Annotated in this window: 20 protein-coding genes and 1 tRNA gene; 15 read left to right on the forward strand and 6 right to left on the reverse strand. The window is 68.1% G+C overall.

The features are described 5' to 3' along the window. Nucleotides 1-155 precede the first annotated feature (155 nt). The gene (locus ACIHAO_RS02660) at nucleotides 156-1,418 is read right to left on the reverse strand and encodes a DUF3662 and FHA domain-containing protein (protein ID WP_396554413.1); all 1,263 of its coding nucleotides are present in this window, start codon (nucleotides 1,416-1,418) and stop codon (nucleotides 156-158) included. A gap of 129 nt (nucleotides 1,419-1,547) precedes the next feature. On the opposite strand from ACIHAO_RS02660, the gene ACIHAO_RS02665 reads away from it, so the two are divergent. The 3 genes from ACIHAO_RS02665 (at nucleotide 1,548) to ACIHAO_RS02675 (ending at nucleotide 3,507) form a co-directional block, all read left to right on the forward strand. Next, nucleotides 1,548-1,630: transfer RNA gene (locus ACIHAO_RS02665), tRNA-Leu, on the forward strand. Nucleotides 1,631-1,870: 240 nt separating this feature from the next. Continuing rightward, nucleotides 1,871-2,467: a hypothetical protein gene (locus ACIHAO_RS02670; protein WP_396554414.1), complete on the forward strand. Its 597-nt coding sequence runs from the start codon at nucleotides 1,871-1,873 to the stop codon at nucleotides 2,465-2,467. Beyond that, nucleotides 2,464-3,507, forward strand: coding sequence for a helix-turn-helix domain-containing protein (locus ACIHAO_RS02675; RefSeq protein ID WP_396554415.1), 1,044 nt, complete (start codon nucleotides 2,464-2,466; stop codon nucleotides 3,505-3,507). Before ACIHAO_RS02670 ends, ACIHAO_RS02675 begins: the two co-directional genes overlap by 4 nt. Before the next feature lie 66 nt (nucleotides 3,508-3,573). Here ACIHAO_RS02675 and ACIHAO_RS02680 read toward each other — a convergent pair whose 3' ends face one another. Further along, on the reverse strand, nucleotides 3,574-3,948 hold the full coding sequence (locus tag ACIHAO_RS02680) for an FKBP-type peptidyl-prolyl cis-trans isomerase (RefSeq protein ID WP_396554416.1): 375 nt from the start codon (nucleotides 3,946-3,948) through the stop codon (nucleotides 3,574-3,576). 195 nt (nucleotides 3,949-4,143) lie between these two features. Between ACIHAO_RS02680 and ACIHAO_RS02685 the strand changes: the two genes are divergently transcribed. The 3 genes from ACIHAO_RS02685 to ACIHAO_RS02695 are packed head-to-tail and all read left to right on the forward strand — an operon-like array spanning nucleotide 4,144 to nucleotide 8,796. After that, a complete protein-coding gene (locus ACIHAO_RS02685; protein WP_396554417.1) occupies nucleotides 4,144-7,380 on the forward strand; it encodes a penicillin acylase family protein in 3,237 nt (1,078 codons plus the stop codon). A gap of 25 nt (nucleotides 7,381-7,405) precedes the next feature. Continuing rightward, nucleotides 7,406-8,446 carry a trans-sulfuration enzyme family protein gene (locus ACIHAO_RS02690; RefSeq protein ID WP_396554418.1) on the forward strand — a complete coding sequence of 347 codons (1,041 nt, stop codon included), beginning with the start codon at nucleotides 7,406-7,408 and terminating at the stop codon, nucleotides 8,444-8,446. 17 nt (nucleotides 8,447-8,463) lie between these two features. Beyond that, nucleotides 8,464-8,796 (forward strand): hypothetical protein, encoded by a 333-nt coding sequence (locus tag ACIHAO_RS02695; RefSeq protein ID WP_125790642.1) that lies wholly within the window; start codon nucleotides 8,464-8,466, stop codon nucleotides 8,794-8,796. A 260-nt stretch (nucleotides 8,797-9,056) separates the two neighbouring features. Here the strand turns inward: ACIHAO_RS02695 and ACIHAO_RS02700 are convergent, their stop codons facing one another. Both ACIHAO_RS02700 and ACIHAO_RS02705 read right to left on the reverse strand, forming a co-directional pair. Beyond that, the gene (locus ACIHAO_RS02700) at nucleotides 9,057-10,112 is read right to left on the reverse strand and encodes a patatin-like phospholipase family protein (RefSeq protein WP_396554419.1); all 1,056 of its coding nucleotides are present in this window, start codon (nucleotides 10,110-10,112) and stop codon (nucleotides 9,057-9,059) included. Between the two features lie 20 nt (nucleotides 10,113-10,132). Next, nucleotides 10,133-10,876 (reverse strand): FadR/GntR family transcriptional regulator, encoded by a 744-nt coding sequence (locus ACIHAO_RS02705; protein WP_396554420.1) that lies wholly within the window; start codon nucleotides 10,874-10,876, stop codon nucleotides 10,133-10,135. A 60-nt stretch (nucleotides 10,877-10,936) separates the two neighbouring features. On the opposite strand from ACIHAO_RS02705, the gene ACIHAO_RS02710 reads away from it, so the two are divergent. From ACIHAO_RS02710 to ACIHAO_RS02750, 9 genes are all read left to right on the forward strand, one after another. Further along, on the forward strand, nucleotides 10,937-12,427 hold the full coding sequence (locus ACIHAO_RS02710) for an ABC transporter substrate-binding protein (protein ID WP_396554421.1): 1,491 nt from the start codon (nucleotides 10,937-10,939) through the stop codon (nucleotides 12,425-12,427). After that, entirely contained in the window at nucleotides 12,424-13,368 is a 945-nt protein-coding gene (locus ACIHAO_RS02715; protein ID WP_396554422.1) for an ABC transporter permease, read from the forward strand. The genes ACIHAO_RS02710 and ACIHAO_RS02715 overlap by 4 nt, the downstream gene beginning before the upstream one ends. Beyond that, nucleotides 13,368-14,180 (forward strand): ABC transporter permease, encoded by an 813-nt coding sequence (locus ACIHAO_RS02720; RefSeq protein ID WP_396554423.1) that lies wholly within the window; start codon nucleotides 13,368-13,370, stop codon nucleotides 14,178-14,180. The genes ACIHAO_RS02715 and ACIHAO_RS02720 overlap by 1 nt, the downstream gene beginning before the upstream one ends. Next, nucleotides 14,177-14,914 (forward strand): ATP-binding cassette domain-containing protein, encoded by a 738-nt coding sequence (locus tag ACIHAO_RS02725; RefSeq protein ID WP_396554424.1) that lies wholly within the window; start codon nucleotides 14,177-14,179, stop codon nucleotides 14,912-14,914. The genes ACIHAO_RS02720 and ACIHAO_RS02725 overlap by 4 nt, the downstream gene beginning before the upstream one ends. Continuing rightward, complete coding sequence (locus ACIHAO_RS02730) at nucleotides 14,911-15,681, forward strand: ABC transporter ATP-binding protein (protein ID WP_396554425.1); 771 nt, start codon at nucleotides 14,911-14,913, stop codon at nucleotides 15,679-15,681. Before ACIHAO_RS02725 ends, ACIHAO_RS02730 begins: the two co-directional genes overlap by 4 nt. Further along, nucleotides 15,674-17,095 (forward strand): aldehyde dehydrogenase family protein, encoded by a 1,422-nt coding sequence (locus ACIHAO_RS02735; protein ID WP_396554426.1) that lies wholly within the window; start codon nucleotides 15,674-15,676, stop codon nucleotides 17,093-17,095. Before ACIHAO_RS02730 ends, ACIHAO_RS02735 begins: the two co-directional genes overlap by 8 nt. Next, nucleotides 17,092-17,850 (forward strand): SDR family NAD(P)-dependent oxidoreductase, encoded by a 759-nt coding sequence (locus ACIHAO_RS02740; RefSeq protein WP_396554427.1) that lies wholly within the window; start codon nucleotides 17,092-17,094, stop codon nucleotides 17,848-17,850. Before ACIHAO_RS02735 ends, ACIHAO_RS02740 begins: the two co-directional genes overlap by 4 nt. Before the next feature lie 11 nt (nucleotides 17,851-17,861). Next, nucleotides 17,862-19,241, forward strand: a complete 1,380-nt coding sequence (locus ACIHAO_RS02745) for an amidase (RefSeq protein ID WP_396554428.1) — start codon at nucleotides 17,862-17,864, stop codon at nucleotides 19,239-19,241. A 324-nt stretch (nucleotides 19,242-19,565) separates the two neighbouring features. Beyond that, nucleotides 19,566-20,273, forward strand: coding sequence for a hypothetical protein (locus tag ACIHAO_RS02750; RefSeq protein WP_396554429.1), 708 nt, complete (start codon nucleotides 19,566-19,568; stop codon nucleotides 20,271-20,273). On the opposite strand, the gene ACIHAO_RS02755 is transcribed toward ACIHAO_RS02750, so the two are convergent. Together ACIHAO_RS02755 and ACIHAO_RS02760 are read right to left on the reverse strand one after the other, a co-directional pair. After that, the gene (locus ACIHAO_RS02755) at nucleotides 20,270-21,124 is read right to left on the reverse strand and encodes an HpcH/HpaI aldolase/citrate lyase family protein (protein ID WP_396554430.1); all 855 of its coding nucleotides are present in this window, start codon (nucleotides 21,122-21,124) and stop codon (nucleotides 20,270-20,272) included. The genes ACIHAO_RS02750 and ACIHAO_RS02755 overlap by 4 nt on opposite strands. After that, the gene (locus ACIHAO_RS02760; protein WP_396554431.1) at nucleotides 21,121-22,191 is read right to left on the reverse strand and encodes an HpcH/HpaI aldolase/citrate lyase family protein; all 1,071 of its coding nucleotides are present in this window, start codon (nucleotides 22,189-22,191) and stop codon (nucleotides 21,121-21,123) included. Before ACIHAO_RS02760 ends, ACIHAO_RS02755 begins: the two co-directional genes overlap by 4 nt. Between the last annotated feature and the right edge of the window lie 54 nt (nucleotides 22,192-22,245).

The following is a 22,245-nucleotide window of genomic DNA, read 5'->3' on the forward strand; positions in this document are numbered from 1 at the left end:
GTGTCCGCTCCCGTTTCTCCTGTACGCCGCGGAGAGCCCGTGCCGTCCGGGATGGTCGGCTCCGGACAGCGCTGCTCTCCGCGTACGACCCGAGGTGCCGATCCACCACAGGTCCCGCACCGCAATTCTGCGATACCCCCTCCGGACGCCGCCGGTCAGCCCTGCGTACGGAACACGAGAGACGAGTGGCCCACGCGGATCACGTCGCCGTCGGCCAGCTGCCAGGTCTGCACCGGGGTGCCGTTGACGGTCGTGCCGTTGGTCGAACCGATGTCCGCGAGCGTCGCGCTCTGGCCGTCCCAGGTGATCTCCAGGTGACGACGCGAGACACCGGTGTCCGGGAGCCGGAAATCGGCGTCCTGTCCACGGCCCACGACGTTCCCGCCCTGCTTCAGCGAGTACGAACGGTTCGATCCGTCGTCCAGCTGGAGGCTCGCCGCGAGCTGACGGCCGGCCGCGGGCTGGCCACCGTAGCCGCCACCCTGCGCGTACGGATCCGCCGCGGGCTGGCCGTACTGCTGCTGAGCACCGCCGTACTGGTCGTACCCGGGCTGCTGCTGACCGCCGTACTGGTCGTATCCGGGCTGCGCGGCACCGCCGCCGTAGCCGCCCTGGTCGTAGCCGGGCTGCTGCTGGCCGCCGTACTGGTCATAACCCGGCTGCTGCGCGGCACCGCCGCCATAGCCGCCCTGGTCGTAACCCGGCTGCTGCTGGCCGCCGTACTGGTCGTAGCCGGGCTGCTGAGCGCCGCCGTAGCCGGCCTGGTCGTAACCGGGCTGCTGCTGGCCGGCGTATTGGTCGTACCCGGGCTGCTGAGCGCCACCGCCGTAACCCTGGTCGTAGCCGCCCTGCTGCTGGCCGCCATAACCCTGGTCGTACCCGGGCTGCTGCTGGCCAGCCTGCTGTCCGTAGCCGTACTGGCCCTGCTGGCCGTACGGGTCACCCTGGTCGTATTGGCCGTAGCCGGGGGGCTGGCTCATTGCTGGGTCTCCTGCGTTGCTGGGTCGTGCCGACCGTGACGAACCTTCGGCGCCGTGGGGCTTGACGTCGGGATCGACGGACGAACGGGTCTTGAACTGTCCAGTATGCAGCGCCTCGTTGCGCTCGAGCGAAACTACGACGTCACCATAGGTGTCCCATCCGTGCTCGGCGAGGTGTTCCTTGACCGCCTCCGCCAACACCGAAGTGACCCGACGCTCGTCTCCGGCCATACGTTCGTGATCAGCCTGCCCCAACGACACGATGTAGTGATTGGGGGCGAGCTGTCGACCACCGGCCAGCTCACGAACGTTCTCCTCGCTCTCGCGCTCAAGCGCCACCGCCACTTCCTGCGTGACGACATTGCCACCGAACATGCGCGCGAAGGTATTGCCCACGAGGTTCTCGAGCCGCCTATCAAAGCGCTCAACGCGGCCCACCGGGCAACCTCCTCACACGTGTGCTTCCCCGTCGATCCTATCCGGGTACGGCCAGTCGGACACGGCCCCCGGTGAAACCCGTGAAATCAGCCTGCTACGCTTTGCGAGCTGTCAGAGAACGAAGCGCTCGGGCGAGTGGCGGAATGGCAGACGCGCACGGTTCAGGTCCGTGTGTCCGAAAGGACGTGAGGGTTCAACTCCCTCCTCGCCCACTCTTGTTCAGAGGCCCCGTCGCTACGCGACGGGGCCTCTTTCGCGTTGGTCGTCGCTCGTCAGCTCCCGGGGGGGGGCGAGCCCCCCCGGACCCCCCACGGTGCGTTAGGGCGGCGGCTGGTCTTTGGGGGCGGCCTCCGGCCCGGTGATGGGAGCTTTTGCGAGTCCTGTGTTCCTGCGTTTGTGCTGGTAGTTGCGTGTGCGCAGCCGGTATATTTTCTGGTATGTTTTCATATCCGATGGTCGACGACGTGCTGCACGACCTTGGCGACAAGGTCGTCGGTGCCCTGGTCGACGCTACGAGTGCCACAAGGGCGGACTTGGCCGACTATCGCGATGCCTTCCCCGGCTGGGTCGCGGACAGCAGCGAACGCGGGCTTTCGAACTGGATCCATGATCGTCTGTGGGCACACCTGCGCCGAGAGCTCACCGACGTCGACTCGGTCGAGCTGCTGGATCAAGGAGTCACTCGCGAAGTCACGGTCGGTCTCCGGTACCGCGCTCGTGTGAAGCGGCACACGGGCCGAGACCGTGTCAGGTCGTACGCCACGAAATCGGCCCTGGCCTTCTGGGCACAGTCCGATGCTCTGGAAGGATTGGAAGAGGTCCGCCTGGGCTTCGGTTACCGCTGGGATCCCGAAGAGCGCGTGATCGGCAGCACAATCGTGTCCCTGCGCGATGGGTTGGACAAAGATGCGATCTGGGCTGTCGAGGTGGATGCTGGGGCATCCGGAGCCGCCGGTACGTCGATCACCTGGACTCCCGTCGATCCGTCGCTGCCGCAGATCGACTTGTACGAGGCCCTGGCCCGAGACGAGGAGGACGAAGCGACGTGAGTGGAATCGGCGATGTGCTCGAAACACTTCGCCGCGCCCAAGGACTGACGCAAGCGGATCTCTGTGCCGAGGCCGAGGTCACGCAGGCAGCGTTGTCCCGGTACGAGAACGATCAACGGATGCCCGATGACGACGTGCTGGACAGGCTCGCGCGGTCATTGGGTGTGTCGAAACGCTTTCTGATCCGGGACCATGCCGTCCGGGGGGCACTCGCCGTGGACGCGCACATGAGGCGTCAGCGAACCACCAAGGCATCCGCGTGGCGGAAGCTCGAAGCGCGCTTGAACGCATACCGGCTGCATGTCTCGGTGTTGTTCGAGGATGTGTCGATGAGGGCGGAGCAGTCCGTACCCACGTTCGATCCCATCGACACGACTCCGGCGGAAGCGGCTCTGATGGTGCGCGCCCAATGGAGGCTGCCCGTCGGGCCGGTCCGGCATCTGGTCCGGTGGCTCGAGGCCGCCGGCTGCGTGATTCTGGAAGAGGACTTCGGCACTTCCCGTATCGATGGGCTTTCGCAGTGGATCGGCGATCACCCCGTGCTGCTGGTCAACTCGGCGGCTCCGGTCGATCGCAAACGACTGACCTTGGCTCACGAACTCGGCCATCTCGTGCTCCACAACGGGATCGCGACCGAAGATCCCGAACGAGAAGCCAACGAGTTCGCGGCTGAGTTCTTGATGCCCGCGCACGTGATCAAGCCTGATCTTCGTCCCGTGACGCTTGGGCATTTGCGTGACCTGAAGCGCGTCTGGGGGGTTTCGATGCAAGCGCTGTTCGAGCGCGCTCACTCCCTCAAGCAGGTTTCGGCACCAGATCGAACCAGCTTCTACAAGTCGATGAACGCTCGCGGATGGAAGACGAGGGAACCAGACGGTGATCTCTTGGCGCCCGAGCTTCCGCAACTGATCACGGCGATCGGCGATACGTTGCGAGCCAAAGGCCTCTCTGATGAGGAGATCGCCGAACTCGCCGGTTTCTCGGAAGACTCCGCGGACAACCCGTTCGCGCGACCAGCGCGACGTTTGCAGGCTGTGTGAGTCCGTTCAGTGCGATGTGGGCCCCGGGGGACTGAGTCCGCCGGGGCCCACATTCGGAAATGTGGGTCAGTTCACGCCGACCAGGTCGACGACGAAGATCAGGGTCTCGTTCGGCTTGATGACGCCGCCGGCGCCGCGTTCACCGTAGGCGAGGTGCGGCGGGATGGTCAGCTTGCGACGGCCGCCCACCTTCATTCCGGCGACACCCTGGTCCCAGCCGGGGATGACCTGTCCCTTGCCAAGGCCGAAGCGGAGCGGCTCGCCGCGATCCCACGAAGCGTCGAACTGCTCGCCGGTCGAGTGCGAGACACCGACGTAGTGCACCGAAACGGTGTCGCCGGCCTTCGCCTCCTGGCCCTCGCCGACGGTGATGTCGGACTTCTCCAGGTCGGACGGCGCGGGGCCCTCCGGGCGGTCGATCTGGGGCTTCTCCAAAGGCATGCACAGGAAGATACGTGAAGCGAAGCTTCTCCGCTGAGGGCGGCGGCGGGGAGGAAGGAGGGGTACCTGTGCAGGTCCGGGGTCCGCAGGCCGGAGTGTTCCGCCGAACGGTGGCAAGAACGCGAAAACTCTTCACAAATTCGGATACCCGTGGGTAGTGTGCGCCTCGTCACTCTCCGACGACGGAGGTCTTTCATGCGACGAGGCATACGGGTCTTGACGACGCTGGCGGGGCTGACGCTGGTGGCGGGCACCGTTCCGGCACTGCAGGCGAACGCGGCGGAGGCACCACAGAACTCCGTGGTCGCGACGGCGCTCGACGACTACTGCGGCGGCCAGTGCGCCGACATCCTGCCGCCCGGCACCAAGGGGAACGCGACGCTCGCCGAGATCCTGGCGCACAAGGCGCTCGGCACCCGCCCCCCGCATTCGGCCGATCAGCTCGGCAGATACGCCTCGCTCGCCGACGGTTACAAGACGCTGACCACGGACAAGATCAACCAGTTCTTCAACGACGCCTCCTTCGGCGTCCAGTCCGGTCAGGTCGAGAGCACGATCAAACCGCGTTCGGACGTGACGATCACCCGCGACAAGGCGACCGGCGTTCCCCGCGTCGTCGGCACCACGCGGCCGGGCACGATGTACGGCGCCGGGTACGCCGCCGCGCAGGACCGGTTGTGGCTGATGGACATCATGCGCCGCGTCGGCCGCGGCCAGCTGACCTCGTTCGCCGGTGGCGCCCAGGGCAACCGCGAACTCGAGCAGAGTTTCTTCTCGTCGGCGCCGTACACCGAACAGGAACTGCAGAAGCAGATCGACAACGCCGCGGCGAGTGGCCCGCGTGGCGCGCAGGGCAAGGCCGACGCCGAGGCCTACGTCCAGGGTGTCAACAAGTACATCGCCGACGCGCACGGCGGCCGCTACTTCCCCGGCGAGTACGTGCTCACCGGGCACGTCGACGCGATCACGAACGCCGGGACGATCGAGCCGTTCAAGCTGACCGACCTCGTCGTGCTGGCCGCCGTCGTCGGGGCGCAGTTCGGCGCGGGTGGTGGCGGCGAGGTGCAGAACGCCATCGCGAAGATGGCGATGCAGGAGAAGTACGGTCTCGAGCAGGGCGACAAGGTCTGGAAGAGCCTCCGGTCCGAGGACGACCCCGAGACCGTCAAGACCCTCCACAATGGACAGACTTTCGACTACGGCAAGGCGCCGTCGAATCCGCAGGGCGCCGCGATGCCGGACAAGGGTTCGGTCACCGGGCAGCAGCTGGTCTTCGACCCGACCGGTTCCGCCGGGACGGCGACGCCCGCCAAGGTGGCCGTTCCCGCACCCGAGGACCAGAAGGCCGTTCGCGGCATCTTCGACGACGGCGTCCTGCCCGGCAACCTGCTGTCGGAGAAGCACGGCATGTCCAACGCGCTGGTCGTCTCCGGTGCCAAGACCGCGAGCGGTCACCCGGTCGCGGTCTTCGGCCCGCAGGCCGGTTACTTCGCGCCGCAACTGCTGATGCTGCAAGAACTCCAGGGCCCGGGCATCAGCGCCCGCGGTGCCTCGTTCGCGGGCATCAGCATGTACGTGCTGCTCGGTCGCGGCAAGGACTACTCGTGGAGCGCGACCTCGGCGTCGCAGGACATCACCGACACCTACGCCGTCGAACTGTGCGAGCAGAACGGGTCCGCGCCGACGAAGAACTCCAACTTCTACCGGTTCCGCGGCCAGTGCCTGCCGTTCGAGATCGTCGAGCGCAAGAACGCCTGGAAGCCCACCGTCGCCGACGGGACGGCGGCGGGTTCGTACACGCTGCGCAGCTTCCGCACCAAGTACGGGCCGGTGACGAGCCGGGCGCTGGCCGGCGGCAAGCCGGTCGCGTACGCGTCGCTGCGGTCGACCTTCCAGCACGAGATCGACACGATCATCGGCTTCCAGAAGTTCAACGATCCGGACGCGATCAAGTCCGCGCAGGACTTCCAGGCCGCGGCGGCCGACGTGAACCAGACCTACAACTGGTTCTACGCCGACTCACGCGACGTCGCGTACTTCAACTCCGGCTCGAACCCGGTCCGCGATCCGAACGTCGACCCGGCCATGCCGGTGAAGGGCGACGCCGGATTCGATTGGCAGGGCTGGAATCCCGACGGAAACCTCGCGAACTACACGCCGTCCTCGCAACATCCGCAGTCGATCAACCAGGACTACTACATCAGCTGGAACAACGCGCAGACCAACGGTTACGCGGCCAGTGGCGCGGACAAGAGTTCCGTGCACCGCGGTGACCTGATCGACGCGCGGGTCAAAAAGATGATCTCCAGCGGCACCAGGGTGACCCGCGTGAACCTCACGCAGGCCATGGAGGAGGCGGCGATGGCCGACCTCCGCGCGGAGAAGGTGCTGCCGGAACTGTTCAAGGTGATCGACAAGGCGCCGGTGACCGGTCCGGCCGCGGACGCGGTGGCGAAGCTGAAGACCTGGCTCGCGGCGGGCGGCCTGCGTTCGGAGACCGCGCCCGGCAGCAAGGCGTACGCGAACGCCGACGCGATCCGCATCATGGACGCCTGGTGGCCGCTGCTGGTCAACGCCCAGTTCAAACCCGGCATGGGTGACGCCGCCTACGCCGCGATGGTCGGTGTGCTGAAGATCAACGAGTCGCCTTCCGGCTGGCAGAACGAGGTCCCCGGCAAGCACGTCGGCCAGGGACACGCGGGTTCGTCGTACCAGGCGGGCTGGTGGGGCTATGTGCACAAGGACATCCGTTCGGTCCTCGGGCAGAACGTGGCAGGCCCGCTCGCCGTGAAGTACTGCGGTGGCGGCGACGTGAACACCTGCCGCCAGGTGCTGCTCGACTCGCTGACGCAGGCGGCCGCGCAGCCGGCCGGCACCGTCTATCCCGGTGACGGCGACTGCGCCGCGGGCGACCAGTGGTGCGCCGACACGATCATCCACCGCGCGCTCGGCGGCATCACGCAGGACAAGATGAGCACCCAGAACCGGCCGACGTTCCAGCAGGTCGTGGAGTTCCCGGCGAAACGCGGCGACGACATCGCCAACCTCGCCACCGGCCGCTCGGTGAGCGCGACCAGCCACGAAACGGGCTGGTACAACTCGCCGCCGTCCAACGCCGTCGACGTCGACCTCTCGACGCGCTGGGCGAGCGACTGGAGCGACAACCAGTCGATCACCGTCGACCTCGGTTCGGTGCGGCGCGTCTCCCGGGTCGTCCTGCACTGGGAATCCGCGTACGGCAAGGCGTACCAGGTGCAGGTTTCGGCCGACGGGACGAACTGGCGCGACGTGGCGTCCATAGTGGACGGAAACGGCGGGCAGGACAACGTCGCCTTCGAAGCCGTGGACGCCCGGAATGTCCGGATGGCCGGTGTCCAGCGCGGCACGAAGTACGGCTACTCCCTCTACGAGTTCGAGGTGTACGCGCACTAGCGAGGCGAAGGTTTACGGTGGCGGGGTGGACACGAACGACTGGTCACCCCGCACCCTCGCCGTCGCCGCCGGACGACCGGAGGGTCCCGGCGAACCGCTGAACGTGCCGATCGTCGCGGCGAGCACCTTCGACGCCGGCGCCGACCGCGCGTATTCGCGGGAGGACGGCACTCCGACCTGGGAGGCACTCGAAGCCGCGATCGGCGCGCTGGAAGGCGGGCACGCCACCGCGTTCGCCTCGGGGATCGCGACGCTCAGCGCCGTCGTCGACACCCTGCCGGTCGGCGCGAAGGTCTGCGTCCCGACGTTCTCCTACGCGGGATCGCGTGGCCTGCTCGCCCACGCGCAGCGCACCGGCCGCCTGGTGGTGACCGAGATCGCGCCGGACGACACGGCCGCCTGGGTCGCGGCCGCGGACGCCGACCTGCTCTGGCTCGAATCGCCGACCAACCCGACGCTCGACGTCATCGACATCGAGACGATCGCCGCCGCCGCGAACGGCCTGGTCGCCGTGGACAACACGTTCGCCACCCCGCTCGGCCAGCGGCCGCTGGACCTCGGCGCCGACATCGTCGTGCACAGCGCGACGAAACTCATCGGCGGCCACAGCGATCTGCTGCTCGGCCTGACCATCGCGGCCGACGAAGGCGTCGCGAAGGACCTCCGCGACGCGCGCACCAGGTTGGGCGCGACGCCGGGCGCGCTCGAAGCGTGGCTGGCCCTGCGCGGGTTGCGGACCCTGCCGGTCCGCCTGGCCGAGCAGACCCGCACGGCCGCACTCCTCGCGGCGCGGCTGGTCGACCACCCCGCGATCACCCGGGTGCGGTATCCCGGCACCGGCACGATGATCGCGTTCGAACTCCCCGACGCGGAGACCGCGGACAAGGTCATCGGGTCGTTGCGGCTGATCCGCGCGGCCACCAGCCTCGGCGGGGTGGAGAGCCTGGTCGAGCGCCGGGCTTGGCTGGCAGGCGACGCCCACGTGCCCGCCGGGCTCGTCCGGTTCAGCGTCGGGCTCGAAGACCCGGAAGATCTCTGGAGGGATCTGGCCTCGGCACTGGGTTAGCGCCTTAACCTGAGCACGTGGAGGAAACGAAACCGCCTCGGCGGCTCGGTCAATTGCTGTGGGGCCTGTTCTGGCTCCTGGTGCTCGGCTTCCTCGCGATCGTCGCGGCGGGGTTGCTGGCCGAATTCGCGGCGTCGCCCTGCCCGAACGACGGGATCTGGGCGTGTGACGCGGAAAACCGGACCTTCGCCACCTTCCTGCCCGCGATCGGGTTCGGCCTCGGGCTCCTGATCGCGGTGGTGGGCGGCGGCCGGGCCGTGCGGAACCGGACGTCGCCGAAGCTCTGGCTGTTCTTCGCGGGACTCCTCGGCGCGGTCTCCCTCGCCGTGGCCCTGTTCCTGGTGTTCTGATCGTGACCTTCGGGTTGCCGGGTCCGCAACGCAACCGATCCGTCGGCGAAGACACCGGTGCAGGCCGCTTGGTACCGGCTTTCCCCGGTGCCCGGCGACGTCGGCTCGTCGATGTCTTCGACAAGGAAGAGCACAGCTATACAGTTATAAGGACAACGTGATCGTCTACGCGAATCTCGTCGCCTGACGACTGCAATGAAAGGCCCCTTCATCGCAAATTTTGCAATGAAGGGGCCTTTCATTGCATCGGGAGGACGAGATCAACCCAGGCCTGCGGCCGGGAACGGAAACCCGGCGGGAGCGGCCGCTTCGCCGTCGACCCACTTCCGCATCCCGGCGTCGCAGGCCGCGTAACCCCAGTTGATCAGCCGCTCCTGCAGCACTTCCGGCAGCTTCGTCAGGCGCGTCGGCGTCTCCGCCAGCTTGTGCGTGAGATCCACGGGCGCACTCAGCGAATCCTTGAGCTCGAAGTTCTCGAGGTCGACGTAGGAGCCCCAGTAGGCGCCGCTGAAATCCTTCTCCACATAGGACTTGAGCAGCGCGCCGCGCCGTAGCTCGCGCACCTGGTTGTCGATCACGTCGAGGACGCGCAGCAGCTGCCTGCCCCAGTCGCGGTTGACCTTCCGCGTGACCTTCATCCGCTTGCCCGCGTCGCTGACCAGCACCGTCGCGTGCCCTTCGACCGGGTCCAGGCCGAGGTTGTCGTAGACGCCGGCGTCGCTCAGCACGATCTTGCGTTTCCGGTCGTCCGAATGCGGGTCCTGGATCACGACGGGCGAAAGCATCGGCGGGAACGCCGAAGAAGCGGCGACCGCGGTCGCGAGCGGGATGTTCCCGTGCGGCCCGTTCTGCCGGAAGAACCACCACTGCGCGCCGTCCTGGAGGTTCGTCGCGGTGAAGACGAACTGCGGACCGCCGGGGTCGATGTCCTTGAGGCAGCAGTCGCCGAACAGGTGTTTCGCGTACACCCGCGCGAGTTCCTCACCGGCGCTCCGCCAGGGAATCGCCATGGCCAGCAAGGTGACCGGGATGTCGAGCCGGGTGCGCGCGAGGTTCCGGACCGGCGCGACGACCTCGTCGTAGAAGTTGTTCGCGGCACCGTTTTCGAACTTCAGGTCCGACCACGCGTGCGCGAGCACGCCCGCGGCGATCGAGCCGCCCGAGACGCTCGAGAACGTCGAGATCTTCGACAGCCAGCCGAGTTCGTTGAGCCGCCACAGGGCGCCGGTGTGGAACAACATCGCGCGGTAGCCGCCGCCGGACAGCGCGAGACCGACACCCTGACGGGCTGTTGAAGGCTTCTCGGTATCCCCCACCTGAGCGAGTGTAGAGGCGGTCAAGCAAGCAGCGGCCGCAAGAGGCGACGTTGCTCTTCGGGGACGTACTCGGCGTAGTTGTCGTACAGCGCCTGCTTCGCCAGCCTTGACGCGCGCTCGCCGTCGGAATCCCTGATCGCTCCCAGTACTTCTTCGTGATGCGCCAGCCAGTTGCGCATCAACGCCGTCCGGTCGTCGGCGTGCTCCAGTTTGTCTTCGATGAGCTCCAGCACGACGCCGCGGACGACCTCGCCGCTGATCACCAGCAGCGGATTCCCCGTCGCGCGGGCGATGGCCTCGTGGAACGCGACGTCCGCGTGGGAGAACTCGGCGAAACCCTCCGTGACGCCCGCGCGCATCGCCGCGAGCGCCGTGTCCAGTTCGGCGAGATGGTCTTCGGTCCTGAGCTGCGCGGCGAGCAGATGTGCGGAACCGTCGAGGACCATGCGGAACTGCAACAGCTCGGACAGGCCGAGGTGGTCGGCGCGCGCGAGCCGGTGCATCGACCGGTGCAACGCGGCGGGCGAGGCGGCCAGCACTTCGGGGCCGCGCGGATCGCCGGGCCGCGAGCGGATCATTTCCGCCGCCTGCAGCACACGCAGCGCTTCCCGCACGGTCGAGCGGCCGACGTCGAGCTGCACCATCAGTTCGCGTTCGCTCGGCAGCCGGTCGCCGGGTTTGATCCGGCCGCTGAACACGGCTTCCTCGATCTGTTCGACGACACGCTGGTACGCGCGGACAGGGGCGACCGGCTCGAATTCCATCTTGACCCTGCCGTCTCGTCTGGTTTACTGGTCAGACCAGTCTACCGGCTAGGGGGCAGGATGAAAGCCCGGATTCACGCGGCGGCGCTAGCTCTGCTGCTGGTCACGTCCGGGTGCTCCGCCGGTTCGAGTGCCACGATCGCCAAGGATCCCGGGACGCTCGCCGTCGGGTACACCGCCGAACCCGCGAACTTCGACTTCACCCGCACCGACGGCGCCGCCATCCCGCAGGCCTTGCTCTACAACGTCTACGAGGGCCTGGTGAAACTCGACGCGGACGCGAAGATCGTGCCGCTGCTGGCCGAATCGTGGACGGTCTCGGAAGACCGCAAGACCTACGACTTCAAGCTCCGGAAGAACGCGAAGTTCAGCAACGGCGCTCCGTTCACCGCCGAAGACGTCAAGTTCTCGCTGATGCGCGTGAAGACCGGCTGGACGGTGTCGATCAAGTCCACAATGGACGTCGTCGATCGGGTCGACGTCGTCGCGCCCGACCACGCGCGGGTCGTGCTCACGAAACCCAGCAACGGCTGGCTGTTCAGCCTCACCAGCCGCCTCGGCGCGATGTTCAGCCCGACCGGTGTCGCGGATCTGGCGAACAAACCGGTCGGCACCGGGCCGTACACGGTGTCCTCGCGCAGGCGCGGCGATTCCATCGTGCTCAAGGAGAATCCCGCGTACTGGGGCCGGAAACCGGCGTACTCCACGGTGGTCCTCAAGTACATCAAGGATCCGACGGCGCTCAACAACGCCTTGCTCAGCAACGGGATCGATGTCATCTCCGCGATCACCGTGCCGGATTCGATCCCGCAGTTCCAGAGTGACGACCGGTTCACCGTCGTCGAAGGCACGACGAACAGCGAGGTCACGCTCGCGTTCAACAACTCGCGCCCGCCGCTGAACGACGTCCGCGTCCGACGGGCGCTGTCGTACGCCATCGACCGGAAGGCTTTGCTGGACACGGCTTGGGCCGGCCGCGGCACGCTCATCGGCAGCATGGTCCCGCCGACGGATCCCTGGTACGAGGACCTTTCGAACGCGTACCCGTTCGACCCCGCGAAGGCGAAAGCGCTGCTCGCCGAAGCGGGGCAACCGAATCCGTCGCTGCGGCTGAGGATTCCCAACCTGCCGTACGCGGTGTCGGCCGCGCAGGTGGTCGCGTCGCAACTGGCGGACGTCGGGGTCACGGTGACGATCGAGCCGCTGGACTTCCCGGCGGTGTGGCTCAAGCAGGTCTTCACCGATCGCGACTACGACCTGTCGATCATCCAGCACGTCGAGGCGCGCGACATCGTCACCTTCGGCAGGCCGAAGTACTACTGGGGTTACGACAGCAAACCCGTCCAGCAGAACCTGGCGAAGGCCGACGCCGGAACGCCTCAGGAGCAGGCCGACGCGATGCGGCAGGTCGCGCGGCGCCTGTCCGAAGACGCCGCCGCGGACTGGCTCTTCCTGTTCCCCAACGTGATCGTGGCGAAGAACAAGGTGACCGGGTTCGTCCGCAACCAGGTCAGCGAGTCCTTCGATCTCACGGGATTGGCGCCGCGATGACGGTCAAGGTGCTCCGCCGCCTGGGGATCCTGGTGGCCAGCGTGCTGGTCGCGTCCATCGTGGTGTTCCTGTTCATGGCCGTGCTGCCGGGCGATCCGGCGCAGGTCGCGCTCGGCGTCAACGCGACGCCGGAACTGGTCGCGAAGACCCGCGCCGAATTCGGTATCGACCGGCCGTTGGTGACGCAGTACTTCGACTGGATCGGCGGTGTCCTGCAAGGCGACTTCGGCCGCTCGTACGTCACGCGCGAGGAGATCGGGCCCGCGCTGGCCGACCGGCTCGGCGTGACGTTGTGGCTGGTCGGGGCCGGGATGCTGGTGGCGTTGCTGATCGCCGTCCCGGCCGGGACGTTCGCCGCGGTGCGGCATCGGAAGGCCGGCGGCGCCGCGGTTTCCGGCCTCTCGCAGCTCGGCGTCGCGATCCCCGCGTTCCTCGCCGGCATCATCCTGGTGCAGATCTTCGCGGTGCAGTTGCGCTGGCTGCCGTCCGGTGGGTGGACGCCGCCGGTGCAGGATCCCGGCGAGTTCCTCCGCGGCCTCGTCCTGCCCGCCATGTCGCTGGGACTCGTTCAGGGTGCCGTGCTCACGCGGTATGTCCGGTCCGCCGTACTCGACACGCTCGGGCAGGACTACCTGCGCACGGCGAGGTCCAAGGGGCTCCGGCCGTTCCAAGCGCTGTTCCGGCACGGTCTGCGCAACGCGGCCGTGCCGGTGGTGACGGTGCTCGGCCTGCAACTGGCGACCCTCCTGATCGGCGCCGTCGTCGTCGAGCGCGTCTTCGTCCTGCCGGGTCTCGGCAGCATGCTGCTCGACTCGGTGGCGTCCCGGGATCTGCTGTCCGTGCAGGGGATCGTGCTGGTCCTGGTGGTGGGTGTGCTGCTGGTGAACTTCGTGGTCGACGTCCTCTACACGGTGCTCGACCCGAGATTGCGGGGTTCCTGATGCGTAACCGCACTCTCGTCATCGGCGGTGTGCTCGTCGCGCTGATCGTGCTGGCCGCACTGCTTTCGTTCGTGTGGACGCCGTTCGACCCGGTGAAGGTCGACGCGGCCAACCGCCTCCACGACTTCAGCGGCTCGAACCCGCTGGGCACGGACAGCTTCGGCCGCGACGTGCTCAGCCAGCTCATGGTCGGCGCGCGGACGACGCTGTACGTCGGCGTGGTCGCGGTCGGGATCGCCGCGCTGATCGGGACACCGCTGGGCATCCTCGCCGGGATGTCGTCGCGCTGGCTCGGCGAGTTCGTCATGCGGGTCAACGATCTCGTGCTCGCGTTTCCCGCGTTGCTGCTGGCGATCATGTTCGGCGCGGTGTTCGGGGCGAACACGCTGACCGCGATGGTGGCGATCGGCATCGCGACCATCCCGTCGTTCGCGCGGATCGCGCGGTCGGGGACGCTGCAGGTGATGAGCAGCGAGTTCGTGCTGGCCGCGCGGTCGGCCGGACGTTCGCGGCCGAACATCGCGGCGCGGCACGTGCTGCCGAACATCTCCGGGCTGCTGATCGTGCAGGCGTCGGTGTCGTTCGCGATCGCCGTGCTCGCGGAAGCGGCGCTGTCGTTCCTCGGCTTCGGCACGCGGCCGCCGACGCCGTCGTGGGGCCGGATGCTGCAGGAATCGCAGATGTTCCTGACCCTGCACCCGCGGCTCGCGCTCGTGCCCGGCGTCGCCATCGCCATCGCCGTCCTCGGTTTCAATCTGCTCGGTGACGGCCTCCGCGATCGTCTCGATCCCCGATTGGCGGCGCGGCTATGACTCTCGAAGTCCACGGTCTCGGCATCTCCGGTCTGGTCCGCGGTGTCTCGTTCGGCATCGCGCGTGGTGAGCGGGTCGGGCTGATCGGCGAGTCGGGTTCCGGGAAGTCGTTGACAGCGCTGTCGATCATGGGGCTGCTACCCGACGAACTCGCCGCGTCCGGATCGGTGAAACTCGACGGCCGCGAACTGCTGGGCGCGCCGGAGAAGGACCTGTCGCGGCTGCGAGGCAACGAGATGTCGATGGTGTTCCAGGAACCGATGACCGCGCTGAACCCGGCGATGCGGGTCGGCGCGCAGGTGGCCGAACCGATGCGGATCCATCGAAACGGCGGGAAGGATCCCGAGGCTTTGCTGGCTTCCGTGGGGTTGCCCGGTGTCGCTCGTGCGTATCCGCATCAACTGTCCGGCGGGCAGCGGCAACGCGTCGTCCTCGCGATCGCGCTGGCCAACGATCCGAAGCTGCTGATCTGCGACGAGCCGACGACGGCGCTCGACGTCACCGTGCAGGCGCAGATCCTGGAGCTGATCCTCGACGGCGTCCGGGAGCGGGAAAGCGCGCTGCTGTTCATCACGCACGACCTCGCCGTCGTGGCGTCGGTGTGCGAGCGGGTGCTGGTGATGCTGGACGGCGAGATCGTCGAAGCCGGCACCACCCGCGAGGTGCTGACCGCGCCCCAGCACGACTACACGAAGAAGCTGTTGGCCGCTTCGGATTTGGAGGCGAGCCGATGATGATTTCGGTCAGAGACTTGGAACGCCGCTACACACGGCGAGATGTGCATGCGCTGCGCGGAGTCTCGTTCGACGTCGAGGCTGGTCAACGGTTCGGCATCGTCGGCGAGTCGGGTTCGGGAAAGTCCACTTTGGTCCGGCTGCTTGCCGCGCTCGACAAGCCGACCGCGGGCAGCGTCTCGTTCCAGGGAAAGCGCATCGACACCCTGCCCGAACGCGAACTCGGCTTCCTGCGGTCGGAACTGCAGATCGTCTTCCAGGACCCGATGGGTTCGCTCGATCCGCGGATGCGGGTGCGCGACATCATCTCAGAACCGTTGGGCCGCCGGGATCCCGCGCGGGTTTCGGAGCTGCTGAAAGCGGTCGGCCTGCCCGAAGACGCCGCCGGCCGCTATCCGCACCAGTTCTCCGGCGGGCAACGGCAACGCATCTCGATCGCGCGGGCGCTCGCGCCGAACCCGAGCGTCCTCATCGCGGACGAACCGGTGAGCGCGCTCGACGTCTCCGCGCGAAAACAGATCCTCGACCTGCTCGCGTCGCTGGTCGAGCTGTACTCGCTGACGCTGATCTTCGTCTCGCACGACCTCGGCGTGGTGCGGCACGTCTGCGACCGGGTCGCGGTGATGCGGCGCGGCGAGATCGTCGAAATCGGCGACGTCGACCAGGTCTACGACGCGCCGGAACACGAGTACACCAGGGAACTGCTGGCGGCCGCGCCGAATCTGCGGGCCGAACTGGCGCGGTTGAGGGGAGGGGACGATGGCTGAATACCCCGAGGGACTGCCGATCGGTGACGGCTGGGTGTCCACTGTGGACTACTCGTCGGTGGACTTCCCGTACGACGGGAGCGAGATCGGCCGGGCGCCGGTCGGGACGCCGGAGCTGGCCACGCGTGCGATCGACGAGGCCGTCGCGGCGTTCAAGCAGGTCGCGGCCCTGCCGTCGCGCACCCGGCGTTCGCTCCTGAACGACGTCGCCGCCGCACTGGAAGCCCGGCGCTCCGAATTCGAGCAGCTTCTCGTTCTCGAAACGGGCAAGCCGCTGGTCGACTGCCGGGTCGAGGTCGCGCGCACGATCGTCACCTGGCAGGCCGCCGCCGAGGAGGTCTCGCGGCTGCACGGCGAGACCGTGCCGCTCGACCTGCTGCCGTCCGGCGACGGGCTGGTCGGGTTCTGGAAACGCAAGCCGATCGGCGTCGTGGTCGGCATCGCCGGGTTCAACTATCCGCTGCTCCTGGCGTCGCACAAGATCGCGCCCGCCATCGCCGCGGGCTGCCCGGTGGTGGTGAAACCCGCGCCGCAGACCCCGCTGGCGACGTTGTGGCTCGTGCATCTGGTGCGCTCGCTGACCGACCTGCCCGCGATGGTCCAGCTGGTCACCGGCGACGCGGCCGTCGGCTCGGCGCTGGTCACCGACCGGCGGGTCGGCGCGGTGTCGTTCACCGGATCCGCGCTGGTCGGACATCGGATCGCCCGCGACGCCGCACCCACGAAGACGTTGCTGGAGCTGGGCTCCAACGCAGCACTGGTGGTCGCCGAGGACGCCGATCTCGACGCGGCCGTGGACGCCGTGCTGCGCGGCGGGTTCTACGCGTCCGGGCAGGCGTGCATTTCGGTGCAACGCGTTCTGGTCGTCGAAGCCGTCGCCCAAGAGTTCACCGAACGGGTGCTCGCGCGGCTCGACGAGGTCGTCATCGGTGACCCCCGAGACGAGAAGACGCGGGTATCGGCGCTGATCGACCCGGGCTCGACCAGGCGCGTCCAGGAGTGGGTCGACAAAGCGACTTCGGCCGGTGCGCGGCTGGTCGGCGGCGGTGTGGAAGGCACGGTGCTGCGTCCGGCGGTGCTGCTCGACGTGCCCGACGGCCTCGAATGCTGGGACGAGGAGATCTTCGGCCCGGTGGTTTGCGTCCGCACTGTGTCCTCTGTGGACGAAGCGTTCGACGCGGTCAACGCGTCGCGGTACGGCCTGCACGCCTCGGTGTTCAGCACGTCCTTGAAGACGGCGTTCCGCGCGCTCGACGAACTCGAAGTCGGCGGTGTGGTGGTCAACGAGGTGCCCGGTTTCCGGTCCGACACCATGCCGTACGGCGGCGTGAAGGACTCCGGTATCGGGCGGGAAGGGCCGCGGTTCGCGGTCGAAGAACTGACCGTGACGAGGATGGCGGTGCTGCGCCCGTGAGCTACGAAAACCTGTTCCGGCTCGACGGAAAGCGAGCCGTCGTCCTCGGCGGTGGCAGCGGGATCGGTCGCGAAGCGGCTAAAGCCTTGGCCGCGCACGGCGCCGAGGTGATCGTCGCGGACCGCGATGTCGCCGCCGCCAAGGAAACCGGCGTTGGCGAGGCGTACGAGATCGACCTGCTCTCCGACGGTGCCGCCGCGCGGGCGGCGGCGGAACTCGGCGAGATCGACGTCGTCGTGCTGACCGCCGCGACCAACGTGCGCAAACGGCTGCTGGAGTACACGCGCGAGGAATTCGACCGGGTGATCGCGCTGAACCTCGGCGCGACCTTCGAGGTCGTCCGCGCGTTCGGCGCCGGGATGGTCGAACGCGGACGGGGGAGCATCATCGGGTTCTCGTCGATCCGCGGCACCACCGTCGAGCCGGGGCAAGGGCCGTACGCGGCGACGAAAGCCGGGCTGGTGCAGCTGTTCCGCACGGCCGCGGCGGAGTTCGGCCCGGCCGGGGTGCGGGTCAACGCGATCGCGCCCGGCGTCGTCGAGACTCCGCTGACAGCCCAGATCAAAGCGAATCCGGCCTGGTACGACGCGTATGCGACCAAGGGCGCCCTCGGCCGTTGGGCGCGTCCGGACGAACTCGCGGGCGCCGTCGTCTACCTGGCTTCGGACGCGTCGTCGTTCGTGACCGGCTCCGTGCTGGCGGTGGACGGCGGCTGGACCGCGGTCGACGGCCGCTTCGAACCGCCCGCGACGTGAGGAGCCTGTCCGTGCCGGAGTTGCCTGATCTGACCGCCGTCGAACTGGTCGCGCAGTACCGCGCCGGGACGTTGTCGCCGGTCGAAGTCACCGAAGCGGTCATCGCCCGCGTCGAGGCGCGCGAACCCGAGCTGCACGCGCTCTACGCGTACGACCCGAGTGGCGCGCGCGAAGACGCGAAGGCGTCCGAAAGCCGTTGGCACGCCGGGGAACCGCTCGGCCCCATCGACGGCGTTCCCTTGACGCTCAAGGAGAACATCGCGACCCGCGGCACTCCGGTTCCGCTCGGCACGGCCGCCACGGCGCTGACGCCCGCGCCCGAAGACGCCCCGGCGGGCGCTCGCGTGCGCGAGTCCGGCGGGGTCCTGCTGGGCAAGACGACCATGCCGGACTACGGGATGCTGACGTCCGGGCTGTCGAGTTTCCACACCGCGTCGCGGAATCCGTGGGACACCACGCGCACACCCGGCGGTTCCAGCGCCGGTGCCGGTTCGGCGGCCGCCGCGGGCTACGGCCCGCTGCACGTCGGCACCGACATCGGCGGCTCGATCCGGCTGCCCGCCGGCTGGTGCGGCCTGGTCGGGCTGAAGCCGAGTTTCGGCCGGGTGCCGGTGGATCCGCCGTTCCTCGGCCGCGTCGCCGGACCGATGACGCGGACCGTGGCCGACACCGCGTTGCTGATGGGCGTTCTGTCCGGTGTGGACGGTCGCGATCACCTTTCGCTGCCGCCCTCGCCGGTCGACTGGGCTTCCCTGCCGGGCGAGGTCGAGGGCTTGCGGATCGGGCTGCATCTCGATCCTGGTGTCGGACTCCCGGTCTCGCCCGGCATCCTCGCGGCGGTCACCGAAGCCGCGCGGCTGTTCGAGAGCGCCGGTGCCGTGGTGGAAGAGGTTTCGCCGTTCCTGCGCCGCGAAATGCTCGACGGACTCGACACCTTCTGGCGCGTCCGCGCCTGGTCGGACATGTCGTCCCTGCCCGAGGAACGCCGCTCGAAGGTCCTGCCGTACATCGCCGACTGGGCCGCCGGCGGCGCCGACGTCAGCGGCGTCGACGCCTACCGCGGCTTCGCACAGATCGACGCCATCGCCGTCGCGACCCTGCGCGCGACCGAACGCTTCGACGTCGTCCTGTCACCGACCTGCCCGGTGTCGGCCCCACCCGCCGACTGGCCCTCGCCGACCAACGACCCGCGCCGCCCGTTCGAGCACATCGCGTTCACCGTGCCGTACAACATGTCCGGCCAGCCCGCGGTCTCGATCAACTGCGGCTACACCAGCGACGACCAGCCCATCGGCCTCCAGATCAGCGGCCGCCGCTTCGCCGACCTCGACGTCCTCCGCGCCGCTGCCGCCTACGAAACCCTTCGCCCCACTCCACGCCCCTGGCCCTGACCCCACTCCGCAATTCGTCCTCTAGTTGCGGTAGTTGCACGCGCAAGCACCGCAACTAGAGGACTAATTGCGTCAGGCCCTGGAGTCGAGTTCAGCAAGCCAGGCGGCCAAGTGCGGGCACTGCGCCTTCAGGCCCTCGACGCCCAGGTCCGCGATCGCCAGCGGCCCTGGGCGTCCCATCGCGCGATTCGGCACCTGATTGCGATCGCGAGGAACGTTGCTTTGCCGACCGGCAACAGAAAGATCAAAGCCCCGGTGACATGACCAAAGGTCAGGGGCCATCCGGGGCTATTCGTCGGCCAGCTTAGCAGAGGAGCCACCAGAGTGACCAGCGCTCGCGCGGGGGATTGGATCGATGCCTGGCTGTCGAGGCCGAGGTTCGCGGTCTACTTGCAAGCGGCTGACCAAGACCGAGTGCTGGCCGTGCGGTTGTACGAATGGAACACGGCGGTATCCGCGGCATTCCATCACGACCTGTCCCATCTGGAAGTGGCCTTGCGCAACGCCTATGACCGGGCATTGGGCCACGCCGTCGCGGCAGGGAAGCCACACTGGGTCTTCCAGGCGACGGCGATCTTCCCGTCGCGGTGGCAGAAGGCGGCGAACGGTACGCGGTACGACGTCAACGAGACGAGCCGGAGGCTGCTGGCCGAAGCCATCAAGAACGCGACCCCGAAGGTCAAACGCCCCTGTGCCGCGAGTGCGCCACCGTCGCCGGGAAAGGTGATCGCCGAGCTGAGTTTCGGCTTCTGGCGATATCTGTCCGCGAGACGTCATCACGACCCGCTGTGGATTCCTTATCTGCACCTGGCCTTTCGGGCCGGTGCTGATCGCCGTGACGTCGACAAGCACGTCGAGCGGTTGCACAGGCTTCGCAACCGGGTCGCTCACCATGAGCCACTACTGGCCGTCGACCTGCAGGGTCACTGGAAGGACGTCCAAAACCTCGCCGCACTCATCTCCCCGCAGGTCGCCGCCTACATCACGGCCAACAGTTCGTGTACGAGGCTGTTGGCCGCCCGTCCCGGCTAACCGCCGATCGCCTCGGCCAGCGCCAGGATCCGCCGCGCGTTGTCCACGTGCAGGTTCTCGATCATCCGCCCGTCCACGGTCACGACGCCCTGACCGGCCGCCGTGGCCTCCTCGAACGCCGCGATGATCTTGCGTGACCGCGTGATCTCCTCCTCGGACGGCGCGAAGATCCGGTTGCACGGCTCCAGTTGCGCCGGGTGGATCAGCGTCTTGCCGTCGAAGCCGAACTGGCGTCCTTGCAGGCATTCCGCCTCGAAGCCTTCGAGGTCCTTCACGTCGTTGTAGACGCCGTCGAGGATCGCCTTGCCGGTCGCTCGCGCGGCCAGCAGCGCGAGCGAGAGTCCGCCGAGCAGCGGCGCGCGGCCGGGGACGAACTCGGCGTGCAGTTCCTTCGCCAGGTCGTTCGTGCCCATGACCAGCACGGTGAGGCGGTCGGACGCCGCGGCGATCTCCTCGGCGTGCAGCATCGCGACCGGGGTTTCGACCATCGCCCAGATCTTCGTGTGGTCGGGTGCGCCGCCGAGTTCCAGCGCGCGCTCGATGTTGTGCACTTCGGCGGCGGAGTTCACCTTCGGCACCACGATCGCGTCCGGGCCCGCCTGCGCGGCGGCGCGGAGGTCGGCGTCGTGCCATTCGGTGTCGAGGCCGTTGACGCGGATGGTCACCTCGCGCGAGCCGTACTCCTTCGACGAAGCGGCGGCGCAAACGCGTTCACGTGCGGCTTCCTTCGCGTCGGGTGCGACGGCGTCTTCGAGGTCGAGGATGAGGCCGTCCGCGTCCAGCGTCTTGGCCTTTTCGAGCGCTCTTTCGTTCGCGCCGGGCATGTAGAGGACGGAACGCCGGGGATTCATTCGGAAGCCTCCTTCGTGGCCGCGTCGTACGCGGCGGCGAGTTCAGGATCGTCGGCGGCGAGGGCATCGGCGAGTTCGGCGACCACCCGGCACTGCTTCACCGAGGCGTCGTCCTGCATCTTCCCGTCGATCATCACCGCACCGGTGCCGTCACCCATCGCGGCGATCACGCGCCGTGCCCAGGCGACGTCTTCGGGCGAGGGGGAGAACACCTTCTTCGCGATGTCGATCTGCACCGGGTGCAGGCTCCAGGCGCCCACACAGCCGAGCAGGAACGCGTTGCGGAACTGGTCTTCACAGGCCACGACGTCGCGGATGTCGCCGAACGGTCCGTAGTACGGCAGGATCCCGTTCGCCGCGCAGGCGTCGACCATCCGCGCGACGGTGTAGTGCCACAGATCCTGCTGGTACGTCGTGCGTCCCTCGTTCAGGTCTTCGCCGGTCGGGTCCGTGCGCACCAGGTAACCGGGGTGTCCGCCACCCACCCGGGTGGTCTTCATCCGGCGGCTCGCGGCGAGGTCGGCCGGGCCGAGCGAGATGCCCTGCATCCGGGGGCTCGCGCCGGCGATCTCTTCGACGTTCGCGACGCCGCTGGCGGTCTCCAGGATCGCGTGCACCAGCAGCGGTTTCGTGAGCCCGGCCCGCGCTTCGAGCTGTGCGAGCAGCCTGTCGACGTAGTGGATGTCCTGCGCGCCTTCGACCTTCGGCACCATGATCACGTCGAGTTTGTCGCCGATCTCGCTGACCAGCGTGATCAGGTCGTCGAGCACCCACGGCGAGTCGAGACTGTTGACGCGGGTCCACAGCTGCGTCTTGCCGAAGTCGGTCGACTTCGCGATGGAGACGAGCCCGTTCCGCGCGGCTTCCTTGCGGTCGGCGCGTACGGCGTCCTCGAGGTTGCCGAGCAGGACGTCGACCTTCTTGGCAAGATCCGGGACCTTGGCGGCCATCTTCTCGTTGCTGGGGTCGAAGAAGTGGATCATCCGCGAAGGAGGCACTGGGATCTGGCGGAGCGGTTCCGGCGCCCCCACGGCGAGCGGGGCGAAGAAATCCTTCGGCGAACGCATCGTTCCTCCATCGCAACGGGCTAAGTGACCGACGGGTAACCCTAAACCCGGAAG

Source organism: Amycolatopsis sp. NPDC052450 (assembly GCF_044547565.1).
In the GTDB taxonomy this organism is placed as follows: domain Bacteria; phylum Actinomycetota; class Actinomycetes; order Mycobacteriales; family Pseudonocardiaceae; genus Amycolatopsis.